Here is a 25,537-nt window from a genome sequence, read left to right as displayed (position 1 = left end):
GAAATATTTTGGAAAATAATATCTTAGTTAGCTATTTTTGATGGTGCCTGCATTACGTGCCCGCAATTGGAACAGGTACATTTTTGCTGATCGGAATAATAACTATCAAAAATGATTGGCATATCGGTCTCGATATTATCCAAGGCAAATTCTTGTCTATATAACGGAGTACTACATTTTTCACAATACCACTCTAAGGCATCCATAACTCCCTTAGGTCTAGGATATTCGATAACTAACCCTACTGTATTTTCCTTTCGCTGTGGCGAATGCGGCACCTTTGCAGGAAGTAAATAAATATCTCCTTCGTTAATGGGAACATCTATCATTTTACCCTCCTCGTTTATGATTTTAAGCACATATCCCCCTCTACTTGATAAAAAAATTCTGGGGTTTCATTGTAGTGATAATCTTTTCTATTGTTTGGACCTCCAACAACCATTACAATATATTCTCCATTTTGCCATACCTGTTTGTTTCCCACCGGTGGTTTTAATAAATGTCTGTGTTCCTCAATCCATTTTTTAAAATTCAAAGGCTGTACAAGATTGCTCATAATAAAGATTTTAGTAAATTATTGTTTCTAAGTTAAGGTGTTTTTTACAAGTATACAATTTAAGTATTTTACTTAAAGACTTTTTGTTCTTCCTCCATCCACAGGAACATTAATTCCATTGATAAAACTTGCCTTATCACTTGCCAAGAAAACTACCGCATTGGCAATTTCTTCTGGAGAAGCAAAACGTTTTGCAGGTGAGGCATTTTTCATCATTTGTGCAACCTCCTCCACAGATTTCCCGATTTTATTGGCTTTGTTATTAATAATCTCGTTTAATCGTTCTGTTGCAGTTGCACCCGGTAACACATTATTTACGGTGATCCCAAACTGGCCTAGCTCATTTGCTAAAGTTTTAGACCAATTAGCAACAGCACCTCGGATGGTATTGGAAACACCCAAACCATCTAAAGGTTGTTTTACAGAAGTAGATATAATATTGATAATACGACCATAAGATACCGCTTTCATATACGGAACAACTGTTTGAACTAAAACGTGATTGCATTTAAGATGTTGTGTAAAAGCACTTTCAAAAGCACTTAGGGTTGCATCAAATACAGGACCTCCTGCAGGCCCTCCTGTATTATTTATCAGAATATGATACGCTACTGGCAACTCTTTAAGTTTTGATTGCAACAGCTCTGGATTAGAGAAATCTGCCACAATATAATTGTGATTTTGATTTGTATTAGGTAGTTCTTGCAACACGCTTTTCAGTTTTGTTTCATTACGTGCAACAAGCGTTATATTAGCTCCTTCTGTCGCCAAAAGTATTGCAGTCGCTTTTCCAATTCCTTGGGTACTTCCACATACCAAAGCATTTTTATTTTTTAAGTCTAAGTTCATCTTTCTTAATACTATTTATATTTTTTATCTATTGCTAATAGAAATATCTTTACGTTTTAATTGCTAGAGTATACCCAAAGGGGCCAAAGCAATTTAATATTGAATACATACATTTTTGGGTTCTGTGAAAAAGCGCAACGCTTCGTTTCCTCCTTCTCTTCCTACACCACTTTCTTTCATTCCTCCAAAAGGTGTTCGTAAATCGCGTAATAACCAGGTATTCACCCATACAATTCCTGCTTGCAATTGTTTACTAAACAACATGGATCTATTCAAGTTATTGGTCCATAATGTGGCAGATAGCCCATACTTTACATTATTGGCATACTGCAAAACTTCTTTTTCTGTTGAAAAAGGCATAATAGTGACCACAGGTCCAAAAATTTCTTCTTGGTTTAAAACACAATCATTAGTAGAAACTTCAATAATAGTGGGCGACAAATAGTATCCGTTTTCGCACCCTTTTACGCTTACCTCTTTCCCTCCAAATAAAACCCTTGCTCCTTGCTCTTCTGAAGTATTGATGTAAGACTTTACTTTTGCTAAATGTTCTTTAGAAACTAAAGCACCTACGTTTGTATTCTCGGAGAACGGATTCCCTACTTTTAACTCGGAAACTTTTTGAATAAAATCTTTTTTAAATTTAGTGTAAATCGATTGCTCTACAAAAATTCTACTTCCACATAAACAAATTTGCCCCTGATTTGCGAACGAGGAGCGAACTGTAGTATCGAGCATCTTTTCATAATCGCAATCAGCAAAAATAATATTTGGATTTTTACCTCCTAACTCTAGAGATAGTTTTTTAAACATCGGCGCTGCAACTCTTGCAATATGTGCACCTGTTTGTGTACCTCCCGTAAAAGAAATAGCTTTTATTTGAGGGTGCTCAACAATAGCTTGTCCTGTTGTTTTACCTAAGCCATGAACAATATTTAACACTCCATTTGGGAGCCCCGCCTCCTGGCATATCTCGCCCAACAAGTAAGCAGTTAAAGGTGTTACTTCACTTGGTTTTGCCACCACGCAATTTCCAGCGGCGATGGCAGGTGCTATTTTCCATGTAAATAGATACAATGGAAGATTCCACGGTGAAATACACCCCACCACACCAATAGGTTGTCGAAGCGTAAAATTAATAGCGTTCTTGCCAAGGCTTTCATGCGCCTCGGAAGAAAACTGTGTTATTGCGTTTGCAAAAAACTGAAAGTTAGCTGCAGCTCTCGGTATATCAATAGCAGTAGCTAAACTTAAGGGCTTTCCATTATCTTTTGCTTCTGCTTTCGCCAAAATGGCTAGTTTTGCTGTAATTAAATTTGAAATTTTAGATAGTAGCTGACTTCTTTCTTCTACAGTTGTACTAGACCACGACGGAAAAGCACCAGCAGCAGCTTTGTATGCTGCAGCCACGTCAGCTTGGGAAGAATTTGGAATACTGCCATATACAGCACCGGTAGAAGGATTGTAATTATCTATCCAATCCTTTTGAATTGGATCACAAAACGCTCCATTTATAAAATTTTGAAGTTTCATTCTTATTGCTTCTTATAGGCTACTACTTTCATCTCTATCAACAAATGTGGGTGTGGTAACTGATGTACTGCAACAGTAGTTCTTGTTGGGCCATCGTAATCGAAATACTGTGCATAAACCTCGTTATACCCACCAAAATCATTCATATTTACCAAAAAGGAAGATACCTCTACAACATCGTTTAAATCTGCTCCAACCTCGTTTAAGATATCTTTAATATTTTCGATAACAGCTTGGGTCTGCTTTCTAATGTCAAGGTTTGTAGTACCGAACGCATCTACCGCAACGCCTTCAAAAGTATTATCGGGTTTACGAGAACTAGTACCTGATACAAAAATAAAATCTCCAACTTGCTTTACATGTGGAAATTTACCTCTTGGTGTTGCTTTCCCTTTAATTACTTTTCCATCCATATCTTTAATTACTTTATTCGTTAATATTAGTTGCCAACTCTAGCAACTTTATAGTAGTGTTAAAGTTTCTAGTTGTTGCTTTTACATTTAATTTATTTTCAAAAAACAGCGTGCTTAATTTAGAATTCCCGTACCCATCTATTACATTTACATAGACCACATCTTCGATAATTAAAAACGTATCATTCTTTGCGAAACCTTCCATTTCGGACATCGTTATATTTTGTGATAAAAAAGTAAAATACTGTTGCTTTTCTTCTTTATCTCGAAAAGGACTCCTTTGAATAAGATCTTTCCATTCTTCTACGCTATATACAAAAACTGGCACCTCATAAGCAAAGGAATTCCGAATTCCATCGGCAATCGTTGTGGCTATTTCTTCTTTTGCCATACTAGCACTGAGTGCGATGTTACCACTTTGAATATAGGTACTGATATTTTCGAAACCTAAGGTTTCCAGTAGCTTTCGCAATGCTACCATTGGAAGTTTGTTTTTTCCTGATACGTTAATGCCACGAAGAAGAATAATGTAGGTTTTCATTCTTGTAATCCTGCTATTTTATCTTCTTCAAGAATTTCGTTAGTCTCTTCTTGAACTCGTTTAAGCATCTCCTTTAGTTCTTTTCGAGACCATTCTTTATGTGTATCTAATTGGTGCTCTACAATCATATTTAATAAGGCTTTGTCTTGTGCATTCCCCTTATTTCTAGCGTCGTTGTACCCAATATCTTCATTAAACGTAACTAAGGAGTACTTAGAAAAATATATTTCTGGAAAAGTCTTTTCAAAAGCCATTTCGATTTTTCGTTTTTCCTTAAATATTGGGTTTGCCACATGATCTCGCATTTCGTAATAATTTTCTACTGCCAATCTTCCTATTGCATCGGCATCTTTTTTTCGCCGCTCTTGATATGCCTTAAATACTGCAGACCAATCTCCCTCAAATTCGTTCAATATACTATCCAATACATAAACGTCTTCAAAAGAGGCGTTCATTCCTTGTCCGTAAAAAGGAACAATCGCATGGGCAGCATCTCCCATAAGCAAGGTGTTTCCTTTATAAAACCAAGGAGAACATCGAACAGTTCCTAACGGACCGGTAGGGTTGTTTGCAAACTCCTCCGCTATATTTGGTATTAAGGCCAGTGCATCTGGAAATTGTTCTTGGAAAAACGATTTGATTTTTTCCTCCGAAGACAAGTCTTTGAAGTTATATGTACCCTCTTCATGACTTAAAAATAAGGTAACAGTAAAACTTCCATCCATGTTTGGTAAGGCGATTAACATATAATCTCCTCTAGGCCATATATGAAGGTGATCTTTACTTATTCGATGCTTACCATTTTCGTCTGCAGGTATTTCCAGTTCTTTGTATCCATGGGTTAAAAATTCTTGGCTATGACTAAATAAAAATTTCTTTTCTAAATAATAATTTTTACGGAGGATAGAGCCTGCCCCATCTGCCCCAAAAATAACGTCTGCATCTACAGAAAATGTTTCTTCAGTTTCATAATCGCTGAAATGCGCAATGGTATTTTCTATGTCAATAGACGTACATTTTTTATTAAAGTGGATCGTTACGTTTTGATGCTTTTCTGCTTCGGTTAATAAAATTCCGTTCAAATCTCCTCTAGATATTGAATTAATAAACTCACCATCTCGACCAGAATAATTGGAAGCAAAAGTATTTCCTGACGTATCGTGCATTAACCTGCCAAACATTGGGATACAAATTTTTCTTGCTTTTTCTGCAATACCTGCCAAACGCAATGCTTTAAAACCTCGATCTGAGAGCGATAAATTTATAGAACGTCCTGCCGAAATATCCACTTTTCTAAGATCCGGTCTGCTTTCAAAAACCCTTACTTTATAACCTCTTTGTGCCAAGCGAAGTGCCAATAAACTTCCACACAATCCTGCACCTATGATTACTACGTTATCTTTTTTTACCATTACAATAGTGTTTTTAAAATCGCTACCATTTCATATACATCTTTGAAACTATTATACATTGGAACCGGTGCACAACGAATAACATCTGGCTCCCTCCAATCGGTAATTACATTTTTATCCATTAATTTTTGATGTAAACTTTTATCGGCATCTTTTACCTGAATGGAAAGTTGACAACCGCGCTCTTTTGGATTACTCGGCGTAATAATTTTAATTCGATCGGTATCAATTTGTTGGATGAGAAATTCGAAATACCCCGTTAGTTTTTCTGATTTTTTGCGTAGGGCTTTCATACCAACAAGATCAAACATATCTAAAGACGCCTTGATCGCTGCCATGGACAAAATCGGTGGATTACTGAGCTGCCAACCTTCTGCACCCGGCATTACATCAAATGGTTGTCGCATGTTAAATCGAGTTTCTTTATTGTGATTCCACCAACCAGCGAATCGTGGTAAATTTCTATTTTTTGCATGTCTCTCATGAACGAATAAACCCGCCAGACTTCCCGGTCCAGAATTTAGATATTTATACGTACACCATGCCGCAAAGTCAACACCACTATCGTGTAATTCTGGAGAGACATTTCCAGCTCCATGTGCCAAATCTATTCCCACGATACACGATTTTGCATGCCCAAGTGCTGCTATTTTTTTTATATCCAAATATTGCCCAGTGTAATAATTGACTCCTCCGATTAATAACATTGCTACTTCATCTCCATGCGCTTCTAAAATATGAGCTAAATCCTCGATTCGGACAAGTTCCTCTCCTGCTCTTGGTTTCCATTCTATAAGCCCTCATCAGCATCAAAACCGTGAAATTGTAATTGCGATTGCACCGCATACCTGTCGGATGGAAAAGCATCACTTTCAATTATAATTTTATATTTCCTTTTAGTTGGTTGGTAAAAAGAAACCATTAAGAGATGTAAATTTGTAGTTAGGGTATTCATTACGACCACCTCAAGAGGTTTTGCTCCAACAATCTTTGCCATTTTTTCGGTTAAAAACTCATGGTATGGTAACCACGGTGTTTCTCCTTCAAAATGTCCTTCGACACCATAATTCGCCCAATCATCCAATTCTTGTTGCAAATAGGCTTTTGTTGTTTTGGGCTGTAATCCCAAGGAATTCCCTGTAAAGTATAGCCATTCCTTTCCGTTATTATCTTTAGGAATATGAAAATTATTGCGAATATGAGAAAGTTCGTCTTCGTTGTCTAATTGCGTTGCAAAATCGTATGTTGTCTTGTACATAAATATTTATTAAACACCTTTTTTATAAAATATATAAAGATACCTATTCAAAATGATTTGAAAAAACTCGTAATGTTTCACTATTTAAAACGGTGTTTTATAAAGTTATAATAATTTACTTATTTTAGCAAGTGGAAATACAAGTATTTTACCATAAAAACATGAGTGATAAAAAACTAAATTTATCTGTTCTAAAGGCTTTTGAACTTCTCGAGGCATTCTCCGCAGAAAACGCTACCTATGGAGTTCGAGAGTTAGCCAACAAAACGGGGTATAACAAAAGCACTGTATATCGCTTGCTCAATACCTTAAACCACCTAAATATCGTTCACCAAGATTCGAACGAAAAATACCAATTAGGTAGCAAACTATTTGCGCTTGGCAATAGGGTTTCCATTTACAACGCAATTCGAAATATCACACAAGAGCCTCTAAAACAAGTAGCTTTAGAAATTCAGGAAACCGTTCTTTTGAGTATCGTCAAAGAGGATAAGGTTTTCCATATCGACAAGGCAGACAGTTTGTACGGTTTGCAAATAAACACTTCTATTGGCGCTTACCAAGCATTACACGCTACTGCCTCTGGAAAATTACTACTCGCTTTCTCCTCGGAGACATCACAACAAAGAATCCTAAAACAACAAACTCTAAAAAAATTCACCAAAAACACCATAATCGACCTTGTAATTTTAACTGACGAATTAAAGAAAATAAAAGACTTAGGCTATGCACTCGATTTAGAAGAATTAGAAAATGGCTTGGTATGTATTGCAATCCCAATCAAAAATAAAAAAAACAAAGTCATAGCTAGTTTAAGTGCCTCCGGGCCTCTGAGTAGGTTTAAAATGGAAAATGTATCCAAATATATCAATACGTTAAAAAAGGGACAAAGCATTATAGCGTCGAAACTTCAAGATTTTGACAATTTATAAAATTGTATCAATCTCTTATTTTTGAAATATAAAACATCGTCAAAATAACGATTTACTAAAAATTTACTAATAGCCCTAAGTAACTCGTCAACAAAAATGAAGTACTCTTAACTATGTAATTACTTAACACCATTCTCCACTGCACGATACCATAAACAATCCTAGAACATCACTTTTTTTTAGATGATACATGGAACACTATTCCTTAATATAAAACTCTAAACTTTATCGTTCCGGAAACTTTTTTAAGCTCTGCAATTACCTCTTGGTTGTATTGCTTATCGACATCTGTAATAACATACCCGACCTTTTCATCGGTAGACAAATACTGACCAGTAATATTCAACTGGAACTTTGCCAATACCTCATTAATCTTGGCCATTACCCCGGGAATATTTTTGTGGATGTGTAAAAATCTATGGGCGTTATTGTGCTTTGGCAAACGAATATTTGGAAAATTTACTGAATCGACAGTATTTCCTGCATTTATATATGCCATTATTTTATTGGGAACAAAATCAGCGATATCTCTTTGTGCTTCTTCCGTACTACCCCCTACATGTGGTGTTAAAATAACATTATCTAACCCCTTTAATTCTGTATAAAACTCTCCGTTTTTACGAGGTTCTTCAGGGTACACATCTACTGCTGCTCCTGCTAATTTTCTAGACTTTAGCGCGCTAACAAGCGCTTCAATATCTACGACAAAACCTCTCGATAAATTTACCAAATGAGCACCATCTTTCATAAGTGCTATTTCTTTTGCACCAATAAAATTTTTATTCGCAGCATTATCATCAATATGTAAGGTCACGACATCTGAAATTTGTAATAATTCCTCTAAAGAATTTAGCTTTGTAGCATTTCCAAGTGCCAATTTATCCTCGACATCAAAATAATACACATCCATTCCTAAGCCCTCTGCAAGAATAGACAATTGTTTACCTATGTTTCCATAACCAACAATACCCAACTTTTTACCTCTTACCTCACGAGAACCCTGTGCTGTTTTGTTCCACTGCCCCTGATGCAGCTCAGTACTTCGCAAGAAAACACTTCGCATTAGCATTATAATTTCACCAATTGCTAGCTCTACTACCGATCTCGTATTGCTGTAAGGCGCGTTAAATACAACGATACCATTTTCCTTACACGCCTCTAAATCTATTTGTTTTGTTCCAATACAAAAGGCAGAAACAACCATTAACTTATCCGCAGCCTCGATGACATTCTTAGTAACTTGCGTTTTAGAACGAACACCCAGAACATGTACTCCTTTTAATTTTTCAATAAGTTCCTCTTCAGAAAGACTACTAGATACCGTTTCTACAGTAAATCCATCCTCAGAAAGTTTGGTAAAGGCATCGGAATGAATATTTTCAAGTAGCAGAATTTTAATTCTATTTTTTGGATAAGATATTTTTCTTGGCAAATCGTTTATGTATAAAAATTCATCTAAATTTGGTGTGATATGGTCTGCATTGGCAATAGTTTTATCTCGCGTTACATTTTCTGTGTAAGCAAAGAACTTGTCTGCCACCCCGGCCTCTCTAGTGACGTAATCACTATAACCGTCTCCAATAACTTGAATCTCTCCTTCCAGGTTTAAATCTTTCAAGCATTGTATTTTACCATTGTGGGTTGAAAGTACATTAGATCGGTCAAACCCCACAATCACATCTTTCTCGTCGAACTCAAATGTATTGGCAAAAACGCGTTCAGATGGAATATTATAGGTTGCCACAATCGGATCAATAAACTCTTTAAATCCGGCAGAGATAACGTATATATCGTCTGAATATGCCTCAAAAAAATCTCTATTACTCTCTATAGATTTAGAAACTTTTTTCTGCAGCTCTTGAATTAAAAGCTTTAGATCTGATTTATTAGCATTGAGTAGTTTAATTCGATTCTCTAGAGATTCCGGAAACGAAATATCTCCATCGATACCTTTGTTGGTGATAGCGACAATGCCATCGATTATTTCTTGTCTTTTTGGATTGTTCGCAAGGGTGATCTCGGCCAAGACGTCTAAAGCTTCAACGCGTGTTAAAGTGCTGTCAAAATCAAAGATATAATTTCGTTTTTTAGTTCCTATGGTACTCATTTTTTTTGTTCGTTGTGTTGTCGCTTGCAAAGTACAAATGATATCTTAAATATAAATAGAAACTAGTAATGTTTTGCGCATAAAAATGAATTGCTCAAAAAAAAGAAGTGAAATTTACGAAAACCTTAAAAAAGCAGTAAAAGATACCAACATATAGGAATAGCCTCTACCCAAAACGAGCTGTAGTATTTAGATTGTTCTTGTTTGGCTCTCATTAAGAAGACTAAAATTATCATAAAAACGATAAAAAAAACTCGTTTCTCTATAGGTTTATCGGTAATAAAAAACTCTAAAAGTAAACACACCATCAAAATTACAAATCCAAGTTTTTTAGTATTTGCTACCCCTATCTTTCTCGGAATTGTTTGCAAGGAAATAGCATCATATTGCATGTCTCTTATATCAAACGGGAGTATTAAAACAAGGACTAAAAGAAACCTTTGCAAAAACATAAAAAACACTGGGGAGTCTATCGGATAATTTGCATTGTAAATCGGGAGTAAAACCGTAGTACCTGACCAAACCATAGCAACAATAATGATTTTTAAATAACTCACTGCCCGCAAACTCTTTTGAAATCCACTTAGAAACGGAATTGCGTATAGTAAAGTAAGTAGCGCAAAAGGAGCAATAACCCAAATGTTTTTCAAATCTATTTGAACTGTGAAATAACACAAAAACAAAAAACAAAAAAAAGAAAAAACTTGAATCGATTTCAAATTCTTGGTAAGACTTGCGTGATGTAGTTTCGCTATCCCTGCATACTTCACGAAATTATACCCAGTTAAAGTACCAAAAAAAGAAAAAAATCTAAGGTATTATCTCGGGGGACACCAAAGTAAAACTCTGTAATTTTAACAAAAGAATACATCGATAACGCAACGTGAATACTTGCATTTAAATAAAAATTTAAGAATGATTTTAAATAAGCCATTACACAAAAATAACATTTCTTATCAGGAAAACCTGTGTAACTTTAGCATTTAATTTGGCGGTAATAAACATGTATAATTTATCATGTTTTTTCATTAATTTTGCAACACATTAAAACAACAACACAAATGAACACGAATTCTTTTCAATTACGACATATTGGACCTAGAGAAAAGGAGCAAAAACAAATGCTTGATTTGATAGGTGTAGAATCTGTAGAGCAATTAATATATGAGACCATTCCGGATGATATTCGATTAACCGAAGAGCTTGATTTAGAGCCAGCTAAAAGTGAATACGAATACTTAAAGCACATCCATCAATTGGCTGCAAAAAACAAAGTCTTCAAGAGCTATATTGGTTTGGGATATCACGAAGCGATTTTACCCAGTGTTATCCAACGAAACATACTTGAAAACCCAGGTTGGTATACTGCATACACACCATACCAAGCAGAAATTGCACAAGGAAGGTTAGAAGCGTTGTTAAATTACCAAACAATGATTTGTGATTTAACTGGCATGGAGCTTGCTAATGCATCATTACTAGACGAAGGTACAGCTGCTGCGGAAGCAATGGCTTTGTTATTTGATGTAAGAGAAAGAGCAAAGAAAAAAGCAGGGGCTAACAAATTTTTTGTTTCTAAAGAAATATTACCACAAACCTTATCTGTTTTAAAAACTAGAGCCATTCCAATTGGAATTGAATTAGTGATTGATGACCACCAGAACTTTAGTTTTTCAGATGACTTTTATGGTGCTATTTTGCAGTATCCAGGAAAACATGGAGAAATTTGTGACTATGCAGAATTTGTAGCCAGAGCAAACGACCACAACATAAAAGTCGCTATCGCTGCAGATATTTTATCACTAACGAAGCTAAAAGCACCAGGCGAGTTTGGTGCAGACGTAGTTGTTGGTACTACGCAACGTTTTGGAATTCCTTTAGGGTATGGAGGTCCTCATGCAGGATATTTTGCTACAAAAGAAGCATATAAGCGAAGTATTCCAGGAAGAATTATCGGAGTAACAAAAGATAAAAACGGCAATCGCGCCCTTCGAATGGCACTGCAAACTCGCGAACAACACATAAAACGAGAAAGAGCTACCTCAAACATATGTACAGCGCAAGTTTTGTTAGCTGTTATGGCGGGTATGTACGCCGTTTACCACGGAAAAGATGGATTAGTTTACATTGCTGATAAAGTACACAATACCACTAAAACATTAGCTAAAGCACTTGAGAGTCTTGGATTCACCCAGACTAATGCTGTTTTTTTGATACGATTTTAGTGAAAACTGAAGTCAGTAAACTGCGGCCTGTAGCAGAAAAAAAAGAAATAAACTTTAACTACATTGATGCTGATAGTGTATCCATATCTATAAATGAAACCGTTACTTTAGATGATTTGAACAACATCGTATCTTGTTTTGTTGAAGCTTTTAACCTTCAAAACACAAACATTACGGCATTAGATACTGACACTATCATTCCGACAAATCTGGAGAGAAATACATCATTTTTAGAAAATGACATATTCAACACTTACCAGTCTGAAACGGATATGATGCGCTACATCAAGAAGCTTGAGCGTAAAGATTTAGCCTTAAATCATTCGATGATTTCTCTTGGTTCATGTACTATGAAGTTAAATGCTGCTTCAGAAATGTTACCATTAAGTAATCCACAATGGGGTAATATCCATCCTTTTGCGCCATTAGATCAGGCACAAGGTTATCAAGAAATGCTACAAAATCTAGAAAAGCAATTGAACGTTGTTACGGGATTTGCAGGAACTTCCTTACAACCGAATTCAGGAGCACAAGGAGAATTTGCTGGTTTAATGGTAATTAGAGCGTACCATGCGGCAAATGGTAACTCCAACAGAAATATTTGTTTAATTCCTTCTTCAGCCCACGGAACAAACCCAGCTTCAGCTGTTATGGCTGGAATGAAAGTTGTGGTTACCAAAACAGATGATAAAGGAAATATAGACGTTGAAGATCTTCGTGCCAAAGCAACACTTCACAAAGATAACTTAGCTGCATTAATGGTTACCTATCCATCTACACATGGGGTATTTGAAAAGGCCATAAAAGAAATCACGCAAATTATACATGATAATGGAGGACAGGTATACATGGATGGTGCAAACATGAATGCACAAGTTGGATTGACAAATCCTGCAGCAATTGGTGCGGATGTATGCCACTTAAACCTTCACAAGACATTTGCAATACCGCATGGAGGTGGTGGTCCAGGGGTTGGACCAATATGTGTTGCTCCTCAATTGGTACCATTTTTACCAACCAATCCAATAATTGAAACTGGAGGTGCTTCTGCAATAACGTCAATATCGGCAGCGCCATGGGGAAGTGCTTTGGCTTGCCTCATCTCTTACGGTTATATAACTATGTTAGGTAGTGAAGGACTTACAAACGCTACAAAAATAGCAATCTTGAATGCCAACTACATGAAGGAACGTTTACAAGGTCATTTTGCAACGCTTTACACCGGAGAAATGGGAAGAGCAGCACATGAAATGATCTTAGATTGTAGAGAATTTAAACAAAATGGAATTGAGGTAGTAGATATAGCAAAACGCCTAATGGATTATGGGTTCCATGCGCCAACCGTTTCTTTTCCTGTAGCTGGAACAATGATGGTAGAACCTACGGAATCGGAAAGTATTGCGGAACTAGATCGTTTTTGTGATGCCATGATTGCTATTCGTAAAGAAATAGACAACACTACCAAAGACGACGCCAACAATATTCTAAAAAATGCACCACATACTCAAGAAATGCTAACTGCTGACGAATGGGATTTACCCTATTCTCGTAAAGAAGCTGCTTTTCCTTTAGCATATACAAGAGAAAATAAATTTTGGCCTGCTGTTAGAAGGGTGGATGATGCTTATGGAGACAGAAACTTGATTTGTTCTTGTAATCCTATTGAAGATTATGTAGAAGCAGAAGTTTAAAACATAATAATCTAACTTGTAAAACGTCTAAATTTTTTTTAGACGTTTTTTTTTATTCTATACTATAATTAACTGGATATACTATGCGACTTGTATTGGTAGACAAACTTACAAGTAAGAGAGGACATAACATATTAAAATAATGATACCAGCTATCTACCCCAATTTTACACACTCGTAAACACTAAACTTTGTGTTTTTGGCATGCAAGATTACGGACGGGAAAATTTTTGACAAATGAGTAGCATAATTAAGATGATTATTACATACTACTACAAACCTACCTGTATCTTTTAAACAATAAAAAACTTCCTGAAATAAATGTAAGGTTACCTCAATATTGTTTTCGTGTTCAAAATGGAATGGCGGATTGGAAACAATAAGATCAAAATGCTCCTTGTTAAAAGAGGAAAGCGAATTATCACAAATAAAAACACTATTTAAAGGGTTCACATTGCATTTTGATGAGGCAACAGCTAGATTAAAATCATCTACTAATGTAACCGAAGCATTTTTATTTTGTTCTTGAACAAAATTAGCAATAACACCATTACCCGAGGCTAAATCTAAAACCATTAGCTCCTCTTGCGTAACATGAAAGTTTTGGAGTAAAAACTGGGTTCCTATATCGATATTACTAGAAGAAAACACACCAAAATACTGTTTAAATTCTTTGCCTTTAAAGGAAATGATTTTTTTGAACTCTTCGCTAGCTACATCTTTTTTTGGCCCTTTTAAGATAAAAAGTCTCGCTTTTTTCCATGCTTTGGATTGTGAGGTTTCGTAAAAATATTTTTCAGCAATTTGCTGTAAAGACTTTGAAAAATATTTCGTCATAAAACAACACACCACCTCAATATCTGCAGTAGCTGCTTGGTGAATTTGGTACAGGAACAAATCAAACAACTCTAGTGATTTAGGGACTTTCAATAAAACTAACGATACCTTTTCTAAAGAATCTAATGGTGTAAAATAATTTATTTCCGTTGAAAAATTATTGCGTTTTAAATTCTGTACAATGGCTTTTTTTTGACTAGCATAAGTCCATACAGTAACCGTTTGAAGAGGATACAACATACAATTCCAAAAACCAAAACGATCGTTATATAAATATACCTTCTCAATATTATGACCACCAATATATTCTAGGGCAAGAAGCTCCGCAGTGCTATATGGTCGTAAACTCTTATTTGAAGTACTTGGGTAGCGTTCTAAATGTAAATCTTCAAGTGTGTTCAAAGTAAAACCTTATCAAAATTTAAATAAATTAATGTACATCATAGGCAGAGGAAAAAGATACAATACTTCCGTTTTCTTTCCTTCTGAAAATATGATTTGGACGAACATCACCAATAGAACTATGCCCCATAGCGGCTGTCATTTCTTTTAATGCTTCTATTGTATTTTTGTGGTATTGGTATACCCTTGTATTTTTATCTTCTACTACCAAGGCTTTTACCAAATCTTTGTTTTGTGTAGCCACTCCTACCGGACACGTATCTAAATTACATTCTCTCGCCTGTATACAACCTAAACTCAACATAAAACTTCGGGCCATATTTATAGAATCTGCACCTAAAGCTAGTAATTTAAGCACATCAAAAGCATCAATGGCCTTTCCGCTAGCAATTATCTTAACTTGTTTTCGAAGGTTGTATTTCTTTAAAGTCTTATGAATAAAAGATAACCCTTCTAGTAAAGGAGAACCAATATAATTGGAAAATTCTAACGGTGCTGAACCTGTTCCTCCTTCCCCTCCATCAACGGTAATAAAATCAGGATAATTATTAACTTTCGCAAAATGTACTATCATTTGCTCTATCTCCTCTGTATTACCAACACAAAGTTTAATACCAACTGGTTTACCACCACTTAAATCACGAACTTTCTGTATAAATGTAGTCATAGAATTAAAATCGGAAAAAGTAGTATGCCCTGGTGGTGAATCTACCCTGGTAAAAGGTTCTACAGAGCGTATTTCAGCAATTTCAGGGGTATTTTTCAACGCTGGAAGAATACCACCATGACCTGGTTTTGCCCCTTGTGAAAACTTAATTTCAATCATTTTTACCTCAGGGCGTTGGGCATTTTTAGCGAAAATTTCTTCCTCAAAAACTCGAATACCATTAATTGTTTTTCCAGCTCCAAAATAGCCGGTACCTACCTGAAAAATAAGATCACCTCCTTGCAGGTGATAAGGAGAAATACCACCTTCTCCTGTGTTGTGTGCAAAATCTCCTTTTTTAGCTCCTTGATTCAGTGCCATAATTGCATTTTTACTCAGAGATCCAAAAGACATCGCAGATATGTTAATTATAGATCCAGTATAACGTTGCATACACTTATCGGAACCAAATAGCACTCTTTCCCCGGTAACATCATTATAGTGTTTGGGAAATAAAGAGTGTCGCACAAACTCATAACCTTTCTCGTATACATTATGTTGCGTTCCAAAGGGAACGGTATCTACATCTTGCTTTGCTCTTTGGTAAACGATACTTCGTTTCTCTCTATTAATAGGAGTACCATTCAAATCATTTTCAATAAAATACTGCTGTATTTTTTCGCGTTCCTCTTCAAATATCCATCGCAACCTTGCTACTAGAGGAAACACCCGTAATAAAGAATGCTTTTTTTGGAGAAAAGCATCGTAAAAAGCAACAAGAGATAACAGTGTTGCGATACCTAATAGAATAAAATTACCAATGTCTGGTATGAAATACACCAAAACACCACAAAGTATATTAAAGGAAAAAATAATTCCTAAAATTGTTTTTCTCATCTTTTCAAATTCTAAAAAAGCTAAAATACAAGAAATTTTGCACAAAAAAAGCTCTGACAATTATCAGAGCTTTTACTTTGGTTTCAAAATAAAAATTACTTTTTAAATTTTGAATATTTGTTTTTAAACTTATCGATTCTACCAGCGGTATCTACTAATTTAGACTTACCAGTGTAAAATGGATGTGAAGTTCTTGAAATTTCTAATTTTACTAATGGATACTCCGTACCGTCAACTTCTAGAGTCTCTTTTGTGTTGGCTGTAGAGCGCGTTAAAAAAACATCTCCATTTGACATATCTTTAAACGCTACCATTCTATAATTTTCTGGGTGTATACCTTTTTTCATCTTTTAAATACTTTAAGTTTTATATGAATATGTTTAAAATTGGTAAAGCTCTAAACGCATCAATACAAATCAAAAACCTGCAATGGCTATTTGAAGGTGCAAATTTAACTCTTTTTTTTTATTTGCAAACAAATAAATTGTTTTAATTTGTAAAAGAATACCTAAAAGAGATTTCAAAAAAAACACCATGTATAAAAAGTTTTTAAAAGGAAGTATTTTTATCGCTCTTACAATGCTAGCGTCTTGTAGCGATACCAACTATAAATTCAAACTAGAGACAACAAAAAAAGCCATTTTTGGAGAAAAAGCTAGTATAAATTTCCAACAGGTAGAAGGAAATGCTATTGATTCCGTACATCTCTATGTTAGCGGAAAAAGAGTTAATAATAAAGAAAAAAACATAACTATTAACACTGCAGACTTTGGCGTTGGTAAGCATTTAGTTTCCGCTATTGCGTTCTACCCGGATAATTCTAAAAAAATAAACAATGCTATCGAAGTTTACGCGAACACCTCTCCTAGCCTATACCAATACGAAATAATAAATACCTACCCGCACGATTCGAAAGCGTACACGCAGGGTTTAGAATACCACAATGGTTTCTTATATGAAACCACCGGCAAAAGAGGAAAATCTACTCTAAGAAAAGTTGCTATTGAAACTGGAGAAGTACTACAAAAAACAGCTTTAGAAGACCGTTACTTTGGCGAAGGAATGACCATATTTAACAAGCAAATATATTGGCTTACATGGCAATCTAGAAAGGGTTTTATCTACAACCTAGACACCTTTGAGGAGCAAGGAGAATTTACCTATGAAAAAAGTAAAGAAGGATGGGGTCTAACTCATGATGACACAGAATTAATAAAATCTGATGGATCCAATAAAATATGGTTTTTAGACCCAACTACTCTAAAAGAAAAGAGAAACATTCAAGCCTACACGAATAAACTTGCTCTTAAAGAATTGAACGAGTTAGAACTAATTAACGGAAAATTATATGCGAATTATTGGAAAAAACCACTTATTGCCATAATTAACCCAAAATCTGGTATCGTAGAGGGTATAATTAACCTTAAAGGACTCGTTAAAGAAATGCAAAAAACACAGCGATTGGTAGATGAAGATGACGTTCTCAACGGAATTGCTTATGACGCGGAAAACAATCGCATATTTGTAACAGGGAAACATTGGGGAAAATTATTTGAAATAAAAATACAGAAACAATAATCTTTATTCACAACAGTTTTTGTTGTAACAACCTTTCTAATCTTATAAAAATATGAGAGTCTCAACTAGCATAACTATTTTAATTCTTTGTGTATTAATTGGCTCTTGTAGGAAAGATTTTGAAACAATCCCTAGCTTTGGTGCATTAAAATTTTCTAAGGATACGGTATTTTTAGATACAATTTTCAGTTCAATTGGTTCTGCCACCTATAACCTTAAAGTATACAACACTAGCGCAAACGACATTACTATTCCTGAAATAAAATTAGAAAATGGGATTGGCTCAAACTATCGCTTAAACGTGGATGGTATCCCGGGGAAGGATTTTGAAAACGTAGAAATTCGTGCCAAAGACAGCATCTTTGTTTTTATCGAAACTACCATAGATTATAACACTTTAAACAATCCCCTATATACCGATCGAATTTTATTTGATAATGGAAACAACCAGCAAGACGTCGATTTGGTTACTTTAGTACAAGACGCTGTTTTTATATATCCGGGAAAAGATCCTATTACCATGAAAATAGATAGCTTAACACTTGATGGTAGCCCTACGTCCATTAAAGGTAGGTTTCTCAAAAATTCAGAACTGAATTTTACTAATGACAAACCATATGTTATCTATGGATATGCAGCTATTGCAGATGGAAACACATTGGATATTGCTGCTGGAACTAAAATTTATTTCCATCAAAATTCAGGTATTATTGTAGACAAAAATGCATCCTTAAAAGCCAACGGGACCTTAGAGGATAAAATCATTTTTGAAGGGGATCGACTAGAAAATCGATTTAACAATACCCCAGGCCAATGGGGAACCATTTGGATGCGGGCGGGTAGTATGGAAAACTATATTAATCATACAGTAATTAAAAACAATATAATCGGTATTCTTGTAGATAGTATTGGATCAAATACTACTCCAACGCTACAGATACAAAACTCCGAAATATACAACAACAGTAACTATGGTATATTTGCAAGAAGTGCAGCTATAGAAGCAGAAAATATTGTTATCGGGAACAATGGCCAAGCATCACTTGCCTGTACCATTGGCGGAAGTTATAGATTCACACATGCCACAATTGGCAACTTCTGGAACACAAGTATAAGAACACTCCCTGCGGTAATTATAAACAATTACATAACCTTAGAAAATAATAGCCAAGTAAAAACAACAATTCTTGGTGATCTTTTAGAAGCTAACTTCACTAACTGTATTATTACAGGTAATAATAATGTAGAATTCTTATTGGATAAAATAGATGGCACAACATTTAACTATAACGTAAAAAATACACTATTCAAATTTAATGATGTAAATAACAACTATTCCAACATTCCAGAATTAGACTTTAGCAACCAACAGCACTATCAAAACAACATACAAAACGGTTTCGTAAACTTTAAATCCCCATTACAAAATAATTTGAAAATAGGAAAAGAAAGTGATGCCATAAATGCAGGAATTAGAACCGCAGTATCAAGAGATATACTGAACAATACAAGAGACAACAGAATCGATAGTGGCGCCTACCAATATATAGATTAATACCCCAAGAAAAAGGGTATTGCATTTAAACCTCCCAAAACTAGACTTTAATACCTAAAATAGCATATAATAAAGTAACTAACAAGTATTATATTGTACTGAAGTCTTAAAATTATTTTTAAGAAAGAATTAAATTTTATTTGTGATTATTTTAACAGAATCTAAATAAGAGAATCAAAAAAAACAAATCATTCCGTTAAAATTTTATCATTGTACGCAAATACCTAGTTCGCAACTACATAGGTAACGAAAAAATTGAATAATAAAAAACCTAAGAATCAAAACATTTCAAATAAATAGAGAATTCATTAGGAATTAAACAACAAAAATGTTTTTTTTTAATAAAAAATTGGTTCTTTAAGATTTATTTAGGAATTTAGCGCTTAATTAATTCAAATAATTATATAATGAGAACAAAGTTTAATGGAATTTTAACGCTTTTATTAGCGTTGGTTGTGCAGGTTTCATTTGCGCAAGACAGGACAATTTCCGGTACTGTTTCTGATGAAACAGGGCCACTCCCAACAGTTACAGTTTTAATTAAAGGTACTACTTCAGGTACTGAAACTGACTTTGATGGAAATTATTCGTTGAAAGCTAAATCAGGTGACGTGCTTGTATTTAGTTTTGTGGGAATGAAAACTGTTGAAAGAGTCGTAGGAAATGCGAATCAAATTAATGTTATCTTGGAAGGAGACAACGTACTTGAAGAAGTTGTTGTTACTGCTCAAGGTATTAAAAGAGAAGCTAAAGCTTTAGGTTATGCGGTATCAACCATCAAATCAGATGTTTTGGAAGCTAAGCCAGAAGCAGATGTTACAAAATTACTAACCGGTAGAGTTGCTGGGGTGCAAGTTAATACAGGAGGAGGGTTTTTAGGAACTCAAACAAATGTAATTATTAGATCTAAAAATTCTATTTCTGGTAATAACCAACCATTATATATTATTGATGGTGCTCCAATATCAGGAGATAGAACGTTTGATATCGATGCCAATAACATTGAAAGCACGACTGTATTAAAAGGTCTTGCTGCATCTACTCTTTATGGACAGGACGGTAGAAATGGTGTAATCATCATTAATACTAAAACTGGAGGTGCTGGTAGAAATGCGAACGCCAAATTTGAGGTGGATTTATCGGTTACAACAGGTATCTTAGAAGTTTCAAACTTGCCAGATTATCAAAACACTTATGGGCAAGGAGCTGATAACAGTATCAACACTACCTTCTTCGGAAACTGGGGTGCAAGATTTAACGATCAAGTTGTACCACATCATTTAGACATTGATGCATATGCAGACAGTTTCCCAGAATATCAGGGGGCAACAGACATCTATAGAGCAGTACCAGACAACGTTTCTGATTTCTTTAATACTGGCTTATTAAACACTATATCTTTCATTGGAAGACAAAGATTTGATAAAGGTCGTGTGAGTTTATCTGTTGGTAGAACTTCTCAGACAGGTTATTTAAAAGAAAATACGTTTAATAGATATAACATTGCTGTTGGTGGAGCTATGGAATTATCAAATAATTTCGAATTCACTTCAAACATTCAGTATGTAAAAAACGTAACAACGAGACCTTCAAGAAACTTTTTCCAATTAGTTACTTGGATTCCAAGAAACTTAGATATTCATAGATTACCTTTCGAAGATCCTTTTGACGGATCAAATGTGTATTATAGAACTACTATAAATAATCCAAGATGGACACAAAAGAATTCTAGATTTAATACAGACGTAGATAGAACTTATGTTAACCTTGGTGGTAATTACACCTTTAATGATAGATTAGCTCTAAGATATTTATATAGTTTAGACATCGTTAATGAGCTTAATAACAATTATGAAAACAAAGGTGGTGTAGTTAATCCATTAGGTTTTTTACAGACTTTTACAGATTATGATAGAACAACTAACCACAGGTTAAGTTTAAATGGAAACAACTATAATCTTAGTGATAAAATAGGATTTAATTGGGTATTAGGTGGAGAATTAAAACAAGTAATTAGTAGCGATTACGGACTTTCAAGTACCGATCAGGTAGTTTTTAATTTTTTAAACCATAATAACTTTAGAAACAACGCAGCAATCGATAGTAGAAATAGAACATTAAATACAATTGGTGTTTATGGTTCTGCAGAATTTGATTACGATAAATATTTGTACTTAACATTACAAGCAAGAAATGATTGGGGTTCAACAGTGGAACAAGATTACAGATCTATATTCTACCCATCAGTATCATTATCATTTATTCCAACAGAAGTTTGGTCTGGATTGAAAGGTAGCTCTAATAATTATTTAAAATTAAGAGCAGGTTACGGTACATCGGCAAATTTCCCTGGTGCATATTTGACAACGGAAACATTAGATTCAAATATATTCGCGTATGTAAATCCATTTACAAATGCGGTAACAGGATCAAATTCAGTTAACTCTTTTCTTCCAAATCCTGATTTAAAACCAGAACTTTTAAAAGAATTTGAAGTTGGAGTTGAAGGTAAATTATTTAATAATTTCTTAGACTTTGATATTTCAGCGTATAAAAGAATTGTAGATAACCAGATATTATTCTCTTCAAGAGCAGCTTCAACAGGTACAACTCAAACTGTTATAAACGCTGGTCGTGTGGATACTGACGGTCTTGAAGCAAGAATTTCATTCAATATTTTTACAAGTGATGAAGAAGGTGGATTTAACTGGACAATGGATAATAACTTTACAGCATACGAAACAATTATCAAAGATTTACCTGTAGACAGAGTTAACATTGCAGAAGGATTAAACTGGGGAATTGAAGGTCAAGCCTATGGTGTACTCAGAGGTACATATGCTGTAAAAGATGAAAACGGTAACCTATTAATAGATCCTAACACAGGAAAAATTATACCAAGTTCAGATTTAGGATTACAAGATGAGATTATTGGGGATCCAAATGAAGATTGGACTTTATCTAATATAAACAACTTCTCATACAAGAACATTTCATTATCAATGCAGTGGGATTATGTTCACGGTGGTGATGTATACTCAACGACAGCTTCTAACCTATTAAGAAGAGGGGTAACAACAGATACCGAAGATAGAGAAGGATCATATGTAATTCCTGGTGTGTTAGGTGACCCAAATACCGGTGAAGCTATAAGAGACGCAAATGGACAACCAATAAGAAATAACATTCAAATAGGAGCAAACGATCTATATTTTATCAATCTACAAGATGTTGACGAAAACCTAGTTTATGACGCAACTACTTTGAGGTTAAGAGACGTTACATTAAGTTATTCACTACCATCAAAACATTTAGAAAAAAGTCCTTTTGGTTCAGTGACATTCTCTGCAACAGGAAATAACATATGGTTCAAAGCATTTAATGTACCAGATGGATTAAATTATGACCCTGAAGTAATTAGTAGTGGTAATTCAAACGCAAGAGGGTTAGATTTCCAAAATGACCCTTCTTACTCTACTTATTCTTTAAGTGTAAAAGTTTCTTTCTAAAATATTTACAATTATGAAATATAACAAAATAATAAATACAAAATACTTTGGAACATTAGTATTGTTTCTCAGTATTTGCGCAACAATATTTACATCTTGTGAAACAACAGATTTAGATATTAATATCGATCCAAATCAACTATCACCTGAATCGGCAGATAAGAATTTTGTATTAAACGATATACAATTAGGATTTGCGAATCAAAGTTTTAACTTAAGTGCAAATTCAAGAGGAATCATGCGTCATATCAACATGCGTGATACATATGCAGCAAACTCTGTACCAGCAGCAATGAATTTTGCATGGTCAAGTACTTATCAAATAACTGCAAACAGACAATTTTTAGAAAGACTTAATGAGACGTCTAGTATTGCAAACCATGTAGGGGTTGCTCAACTACTTGAAGCATATGCTTTTGTGAATCTAGTAGACTTTATTGGAACTGCGGCTTATTCAGAAGCTAATAACCCTGAAATAAACGCACCGAAGTTAGACTCGGGAGAAGAGATTTACAATGATCTTTACAATAAAATAGATTCTGCTATAAGCAATTTAAGTGTTACAGGACAAGACCCATTTGAAGACATTTTCTATAATGGAGACTTGAATAAGTGGATTAAATTAGCAAACACTTTAAAACTGAGAATGTATGTTCAAACTAAATTAGTTGGAAATTCAAGCGCAACAGCATCAGTAAATAGTATACTTGCTAGTGGTAACTACATCAAGTCAAGCGAAGATGATTTTATTTTCCAGTATGGATCTCAAAATGCTAGACCAGATGCAAGACATCCTGATTATATAGCTAATTATGTAACTGGTGCTAACACATACATGAGTAACGAGTTTATGAATATAATGCTCAATGAAAAATCAATCGCAGACCCAAGACTTAGATATTATATATACCGTCAGCAATTAGAAGATCCAGTAAACACAGATGATAATGTAATTTTACCATGTGAAGGAAATCCTGTTTACACTTTATGTTATATAGGAGAAGGATACTGGGGAAGAATGCATGCCGATGACGAGGGAATTCCTAATGATAATCAGGGTAGAAGTACTTTCGGTGTTTATCCAGCAGGAGGAGCATTCGATGAAGGTATCAACAATACATCAACACTTGTAAATGCAGGTATAGGAGGAGCTGGTATTTATCCAATATTAACTTCTTCATTTGTAAACTTTTTAATAGCAGAAGCAACATTACCATCTCCTGTTGGTTTAGGAGCAACTGGAAATACACTAAGCTACCTAGAAGCAGGGATGAGTGATTCTTTCACCAAAGTAGCAAATTTTGCAGGTAAACCGATGGATGCTGCTGATTTAACAACCTATTACGACGAGGTAACAGCTTTATTTAATGCTGCAACATCAGATGAGGCTAGACTATCTATCATCATGAAGGAATTGTACTTAGCATCTTTTGGAAATAGTATAGAGTCTTATAATGGCTATAGAAGAACTGGATATCCTAATGATTTAGGAGGTTCGGTTATTAACCAAACTGATTTCCCAAGAAACTTCTTAATTCCAGAATCGGAATTAAATTCAAATGATAATCCAGACTTAGAGCAAATCACAAGAGTGGTTCAAATTTTCTGGGATACTAACCCTGCAGGATTCATCGAATAATTAAAACAATAAAAAATGAAAAAAATATTTAAATTATCATTATATATTTTAGCGACATTTTCTTTAGTTACAATGTTTTACTCTTGTACTGATGAATCAAAATTCGCTAACCCAGCAACCTACGCACTCGAAAGAGGAGGGTTTGCTCAATTCCAAGAAGGTGTAGCGCCTAATGTGGTAAGTTTTGTTGACCCTAGTACCGCAGGTTTTACGCGAACAATTGAAGATGCAAATAATAATTTAGAATCATATTCTCTTGATTTTACCGCGACATTTGCGAATGGTACGACACAAACTGTGGAAGACTATTTCAGTACCGATACTTTTCCTGCTACACTTAATGTGACAGCTGAAAATATTGCAGCTGCTCTAGGTAAAGAGATTTCAGAATTAGACTTTGGAGACAATTTTCAATTTATCGCTAAAGCTGTCAGAAATGATGGCACAATATTTTCTGGTAGTGCTCCTGGTTTAAATGACGATGGTAGTGTTACAACTGGTGGTACAGAAGCTAACTTACTATTGCCTGTTTACAGAAATGCAATGAATTTTGACTTTACTTTTGCCTGTCCAGCTTTTACACCTGAGGATTTTGTTGGTACGTGGAATGTGGACGCCCTTGGCTTCGCGACTTTCTTCGGTGAAACACAAACTACAAGAGAGATAATAGCAGGACCAGGAGAAAATCAAATTACAATTGTAGGTGGAGAGTATCCAACAGCAGGAGGTGCTGTAGATGACTTAATTCTTACATTCGATGCTTCTGGTATAGTAACTGCTGTAAACGAAGACGGATTTGCTTTTGGACCAGGAAACAATGCAGGATTAACTCCTAATACGTATCTTCTTGAAAATGGACTACTTTTACCTTGTGTAAATAAAATCAATTTAACAATGAATTTCAGTCCATTTAGTGCTAATCCACATCCATTTGAATTAAGTAGATAATTTTAAACT

General features: G+C 34.8%; 18 protein-coding genes and 2 pseudogenes. 8 read left to right on the top strand and 12 right to left on the bottom strand.

The annotated features are described in order from the left end of the window. Positions 1–23 precede the first annotated feature (23 nt). The 7 genes and pseudogenes from BSU00_RS01650 to kynU form a co-directional block, all read right to left on the bottom strand. Positions 24–556 (bottom strand): annotated as a pseudogene (locus tag BSU00_RS01650) (3-hydroxyanthranilate 3,4-dioxygenase). Positions 557–628: 72 nt separating this feature from the next. Next, positions 629–1,405, bottom strand: a complete 777-nt coding sequence (locus tag BSU00_RS01645; RefSeq protein WP_105002838.1) for an SDR family oxidoreductase — start codon at positions 1,403–1,405, stop codon at positions 629–631. 93 nt (positions 1,406–1,498) lie between these two features. Further along, a complete protein-coding gene (locus BSU00_RS01640; RefSeq protein ID WP_105002837.1) occupies positions 1,499–2,938 on the bottom strand; it encodes an aldehyde dehydrogenase in 1,440 nt (479 codons plus the stop codon). A gap of 2 nt (positions 2,939–2,940) precedes the next feature. Continuing rightward, positions 2,941–3,351 (bottom strand): RidA family protein, encoded by a 411-nt coding sequence (locus BSU00_RS01635; protein WP_105002836.1) that lies wholly within the window; start codon positions 3,349–3,351, stop codon positions 2,941–2,943. A 13-nt stretch (positions 3,352–3,364) separates the two neighbouring features. Next, positions 3,365–3,892 carry a DUF1697 domain-containing protein gene (locus tag BSU00_RS01630; protein ID WP_105002835.1) on the bottom strand — a complete coding sequence of 176 codons (528 nt, stop codon included), beginning with the start codon at positions 3,890–3,892 and terminating at the stop codon, positions 3,365–3,367. Further along, a complete protein-coding gene (locus BSU00_RS01625; protein ID WP_105002834.1) occupies positions 3,889–5,304 on the bottom strand; it encodes an NAD(P)/FAD-dependent oxidoreductase in 1,416 nt (471 codons plus the stop codon). The genes BSU00_RS01630 and BSU00_RS01625 overlap by 4 nt, the downstream gene beginning before the upstream one ends. Next, a pseudogene (gene kynU, locus BSU00_RS01620) lies at positions 5,304–6,562 on the bottom strand (kynureninase). Before kynU ends, BSU00_RS01625 begins: the two are co-directional and overlap by 1 nt. A gap of 161 nt (positions 6,563–6,723) precedes the next feature. On the opposite strand from kynU, the gene BSU00_RS01615 reads away from it, so the two are divergent. After that, the gene (locus tag BSU00_RS01615; protein WP_105002833.1) at positions 6,724–7,494 is read left to right on the top strand and encodes an IclR family transcriptional regulator; all 771 of its coding nucleotides are present in this window, start codon (positions 6,724–6,726) and stop codon (positions 7,492–7,494) included. Positions 7,495–7,699: 205 nt separating this feature from the next. On the opposite strand, the gene serA is transcribed toward BSU00_RS01615, so the two are convergent. Both serA and BSU00_RS13070 read right to left on the bottom strand, forming a co-directional pair. Continuing rightward, the gene (gene serA / locus BSU00_RS01610) at positions 7,700–9,601 is read right to left on the bottom strand and encodes a phosphoglycerate dehydrogenase (RefSeq protein ID WP_369820234.1); all 1,902 of its coding nucleotides are present in this window, start codon (positions 9,599–9,601) and stop codon (positions 7,700–7,702) included. A 125-nt stretch (positions 9,602–9,726) separates the two neighbouring features. Further along, on the bottom strand, positions 9,727–10,251 hold the full coding sequence (locus tag BSU00_RS13070; protein WP_233188538.1) for a hypothetical protein: 525 nt from the start codon (positions 10,249–10,251) through the stop codon (positions 9,727–9,729). Between the two features lie 411 nt (positions 10,252–10,662). Here BSU00_RS13070 and BSU00_RS13825 point away from each other — a divergent pair, with 411 nt between their 5' ends. Together BSU00_RS13825 and gcvPB are read left to right on the top strand one after the other, a co-directional pair. After that, the gene (locus tag BSU00_RS13825) at positions 10,663–11,826 is read left to right on the top strand and encodes a glycine dehydrogenase (protein WP_369820233.1); all 1,164 of its coding nucleotides are present in this window, start codon (positions 10,663–10,665) and stop codon (positions 11,824–11,826) included. Then, on the top strand, positions 11,826–13,517 hold the full coding sequence (gene gcvPB, locus BSU00_RS13820) for an aminomethyl-transferring glycine dehydrogenase subunit GcvPB (protein WP_369820232.1): 1,692 nt from the start codon (positions 11,826–11,828) through the stop codon (positions 13,515–13,517). Before BSU00_RS13825 ends, gcvPB begins: the two co-directional genes overlap by 1 nt. Positions 13,518–13,673: 156 nt before the next feature. On the opposite strand, the gene BSU00_RS01595 is transcribed toward gcvPB, so the two are convergent. The 3 genes from BSU00_RS01595 to BSU00_RS01585 all read right to left on the bottom strand — a co-directional run bounded on the left by BSU00_RS01595 (position 13,674) and on the right by BSU00_RS01585 (position 16,646). Then, the gene (locus BSU00_RS01595) at positions 13,674–14,756 is read right to left on the bottom strand and encodes a methyltransferase (RefSeq protein ID WP_105002832.1); all 1,083 of its coding nucleotides are present in this window, start codon (positions 14,754–14,756) and stop codon (positions 13,674–13,676) included. Positions 14,757–14,784: 28 nt separating this feature from the next. After that, the gene (locus tag BSU00_RS01590; protein WP_105003383.1) at positions 14,785–16,299 is read right to left on the bottom strand and encodes an FMN-binding glutamate synthase family protein; all 1,515 of its coding nucleotides are present in this window, start codon (positions 16,297–16,299) and stop codon (positions 14,785–14,787) included. A gap of 95 nt (positions 16,300–16,394) precedes the next feature. Beyond that, a complete protein-coding gene (locus tag BSU00_RS01585; RefSeq protein WP_105002831.1) occupies positions 16,395–16,646 on the bottom strand; it encodes a type B 50S ribosomal protein L31 in 252 nt (83 codons plus the stop codon). Positions 16,647–16,833: 187 nt separating this feature from the next. Between BSU00_RS01585 and BSU00_RS01580 the strand changes: the two genes are divergently transcribed. The 5 genes from BSU00_RS01580 to BSU00_RS01560 all read left to right on the top strand — a co-directional run bounded on the left by BSU00_RS01580 (position 16,834) and on the right by BSU00_RS01560 (position 25,528). Then, positions 16,834–17,877 carry a glutaminyl-peptide cyclotransferase gene (locus BSU00_RS01580; RefSeq protein ID WP_105002830.1) on the top strand — a complete coding sequence of 348 codons (1,044 nt, stop codon included), beginning with the start codon at positions 16,834–16,836 and terminating at the stop codon, positions 17,875–17,877. A gap of 52 nt (positions 17,878–17,929) precedes the next feature. Next, positions 17,930–19,432: a hypothetical protein gene (locus tag BSU00_RS01575; protein WP_105002829.1), complete on the top strand. Its 1,503-nt coding sequence runs from the start codon at positions 17,930–17,932 to the stop codon at positions 19,430–19,432. A 407-nt stretch (positions 19,433–19,839) separates the two neighbouring features. Further along, positions 19,840–22,941: a SusC/RagA family TonB-linked outer membrane protein gene (locus tag BSU00_RS01570; RefSeq protein ID WP_105002828.1), complete on the top strand. Its 3,102-nt coding sequence runs from the start codon at positions 19,840–19,842 to the stop codon at positions 22,939–22,941. Positions 22,942–22,954: 13 nt separating this feature from the next. Further along, a complete protein-coding gene (locus BSU00_RS01565) occupies positions 22,955–24,580 on the top strand; it encodes a SusD/RagB family nutrient-binding outer membrane lipoprotein (RefSeq protein ID WP_105002827.1) in 1,626 nt (541 codons plus the stop codon). 15 nt (positions 24,581–24,595) lie between these two features. Further along, positions 24,596–25,528, top strand: coding sequence for a hypothetical protein (locus tag BSU00_RS01560; protein ID WP_146104773.1), 933 nt, complete (start codon positions 24,596–24,598; stop codon positions 25,526–25,528). The last annotated feature ends 9 nt before the right edge of the window (positions 25,529–25,537 follow it).

Origin of the sequence: Tenacibaculum sp. SG-28 (assembly GCF_002954385.1) — a bacterium.
In the GTDB taxonomy this organism is placed as follows: domain Bacteria; phylum Bacteroidota; class Bacteroidia; order Flavobacteriales; family Flavobacteriaceae; genus Polaribacter.
This window is presented reverse-complemented; position numbering and strand designations above follow the sequence as displayed.

Excerpts from the sequence above, each read along its gene's own strand:
- BSU00_RS01645 (WP_105002838.1), bottom strand. The coding sequence starts at position 1,405 with ATGAACTTAGACTTAAAAAATAAAAATGCTTTGGTATGTGGAAGTACC.
- BSU00_RS01640 (WP_105002837.1), bottom strand. The coding sequence starts at position 2,938 with ATGAAACTTCAAAATTTTATAAATGGAGCGTTTTGTGATCCAATTCAA.
- BSU00_RS01635 (WP_105002836.1), bottom strand. The coding sequence starts at position 3,351 with ATGGATGGAAAAGTAATTAAAGGGAAAGCAACACCAAGAGGTAAATTT.
- BSU00_RS01630 (WP_105002835.1), bottom strand. The coding sequence starts at position 3,892 with ATGAAAACCTACATTATTCTTCTTCGTGGCATTAACGTATCAGGAAAA.
- BSU00_RS01625 (WP_105002834.1), bottom strand. The coding sequence starts at position 5,304 with ATGGTAAAAAAAGATAACGTAGTAATCATAGGTGCAGGATTGTGTGGA.
- BSU00_RS01615 (WP_105002833.1), top strand. The coding sequence starts at position 6,724 with ATGAGTGATAAAAAACTAAATTTATCTGTTCTAAAGGCTTTTGAACTT.
- serA (WP_369820234.1), bottom strand. The coding sequence starts at position 9,601 with ATGAGTACCATAGGAACTAAAAAACGAAATTATATCTTTGATTTTGAC.
- BSU00_RS13825 (WP_369820233.1), top strand. The coding sequence starts at position 10,663 with ATGAACACGAATTCTTTTCAATTACGACATATTGGACCTAGAGAAAAG.
- BSU00_RS01590 (WP_105003383.1), bottom strand. The coding sequence starts at position 16,299 with ATGAGAAAAACAATTTTAGGAATTATTTTTTCCTTTAATATACTTTGT.
- BSU00_RS01585 (WP_105002831.1), bottom strand. The coding sequence starts at position 16,646 with ATGAAAAAAGGTATACACCCAGAAAATTATAGAATGGTAGCGTTTAAA.
- BSU00_RS01580 (WP_105002830.1), top strand. The coding sequence starts at position 16,834 with ATGTATAAAAAGTTTTTAAAAGGAAGTATTTTTATCGCTCTTACAATG.
- BSU00_RS01575 (WP_105002829.1), top strand. The coding sequence starts at position 17,930 with ATGAGAGTCTCAACTAGCATAACTATTTTAATTCTTTGTGTATTAATT.
- BSU00_RS01570 (WP_105002828.1), top strand. The coding sequence starts at position 19,840 with ATGAGAACAAAGTTTAATGGAATTTTAACGCTTTTATTAGCGTTGGTT.
- BSU00_RS01565 (WP_105002827.1), top strand. The coding sequence starts at position 22,955 with ATGAAATATAACAAAATAATAAATACAAAATACTTTGGAACATTAGTA.
- BSU00_RS01560 (WP_146104773.1), top strand. The coding sequence starts at position 24,596 with ATGAAAAAAATATTTAAATTATCATTATATATTTTAGCGACATTTTCT.